The sequence below is a fragment of the Mesotoga sp. HF07.pep.5.2.highcov genome, from assembly GCF_003666285.1.
In the GTDB taxonomy this organism is placed as follows: domain Bacteria; phylum Thermotogota; class Thermotogae; order Petrotogales; family Kosmotogaceae; genus Mesotoga; species Mesotoga prima.
Genome location: NZ_JFHJ01000409.1, coordinates 1 through 1,248 on the forward strand (window position 1 = coordinate 1; position 1,248 = coordinate 1,248).

Below are 1,248 nucleotides of genomic sequence, written 5' to 3' on the forward strand. Positions count from 1 at the left end.
TCTGATGTATTCTTCTTCCATGGGGATTGAAGCAGAATCGGCAGGTGAATTATGAACCGGAGTAAAGAGAAGTCTTCTGGAACAAAGTCTGTGATCTTATTGATTCTTACCGGTCTTCTTTGGAGCACCGGAGGTCTCTTGATCAAGAACGTCGACTCAAATCCTCTTGCGATATCGGGGATCAGGAGCATGATTGCATCCCTGGTAATACTCGTTGCCCTTGGAAGACCGAAATTCACATGGTCCCTGTCACAGATAGCCTCTGCCCTCTCTTATTCGGCCACGGTGATTCTCTTTGTTTCGGCAAACAAGATGACAACGGCTGCAAATGCTATTCTGCTTCAATCGACTGCGCCTATATATGTTGCTCTGTTGAGTGTATGGATATTGAAGGAGAGGGCGAAGCTCCTCGACTGGGTTACCATTATTATGGTCTTTGGCGGTATGGCCTCTTCTTCTTTGAAAGCCTGGACAGCAGGGGAATGACGGGAAATATTCTGGCGGTTGCCAGTGGAGTTACCTTCGCTCTTTTCAACATCTTCATGAGGCTTCAGAAGGATGGTTCACCTTTGGAGTCAGTGCTTCTAGGGAACATACTGACGGCTGCGATCGGAGTGCCTTTCATTGTGGGATCTCTACCGAGTCCTTCCGGATGGATCAGCCTCTTTATTTTGGGCGTGGCACAACTGGGATTATCGTATGTTTTCTATTCTGAGGCAATCAAACATTCCACAGCCCTAGAGGCCATTTTGATTCTCATGATTGAACCCATTCTCAGTCCCGTCTGGGTCTTCTTATTCATGGGAGAGATTCCCGGTAGACTTCCTATGATTGGAGGGGCCGTAGTAATAGGCGCCATAACGATTAGGTTTGTTCTTAGAAATCTCGCAGGAAGACCAATTCTCCTTAAATATGGGGTTTCCAGGAGATCCAGAAGGTGAGATTCCGCTTGACCTTAGATTTCAATTCCTTTGTTAAGACCTCAATCTCGAAAATGTTGTAGAATTGTAAGAATACCTAACAAGATTGGAGGTGCATCATGCATTCAGATGAAGCATACTCCGCAGTTATCAACAAGATGCTGTCTGGCGGAGCGGATTTTGCAGAGATCTTTTTGGAAGAGAGATATACGGGAAGTATAAACATGGTTCAAGGTGAAGTAGAAGGGAGCGTGTCGGGGAAGTTATTCGGAGCTGGGTTACGTGCCTTTAAAGGTACGAGAAGCATCTATGCTTACACAAACGAACT

Annotated in this window: 3 protein-coding genes; all 3 read left to right on the forward strand. The window is 45.9% G+C overall.

All coding sequences use genetic code 11. The features are described 5' to 3' along the window. Positions 1-51: 51 nt before the first annotated feature. On the forward strand, positions 52-486 hold the full coding sequence (locus tag BG32_RS16500) for a DMT family transporter (RefSeq protein ID WP_259459627.1): 435 nt from the start codon (positions 52-54) through the stop codon (positions 484-486). Next, positions 483-941: a DMT family transporter gene (locus BG32_RS16505; RefSeq protein ID WP_259459628.1), complete on the forward strand. Its 459-nt coding sequence runs from the start codon at positions 483-485 to the stop codon at positions 939-941. The genes BG32_RS16500 and BG32_RS16505 overlap by 4 nt, the downstream gene beginning before the upstream one ends. 98 nt (positions 942-1,039) lie before the next feature. Continuing rightward, positions 1,040-1,248, forward strand: a 209-nt coding sequence (locus BG32_RS08640) for a PmbA/TldA family metallopeptidase (protein ID WP_310793880.1), incomplete at its 3' end; no start/stop codon positions are given.

Coding starts and splice junctions, on each gene's coding strand:
- BG32_RS16505 (WP_259459628.1), top strand. CDS start 483: ATGACGGGAAATATTCTGGCGGTTGCCAGTGGAGTTACCTTCGCTCTT.
- BG32_RS16500 (WP_259459627.1), top strand. CDS start 52: ATGAACCGGAGTAAAGAGAAGTCTTCTGGAACAAAGTCTGTGATCTTA.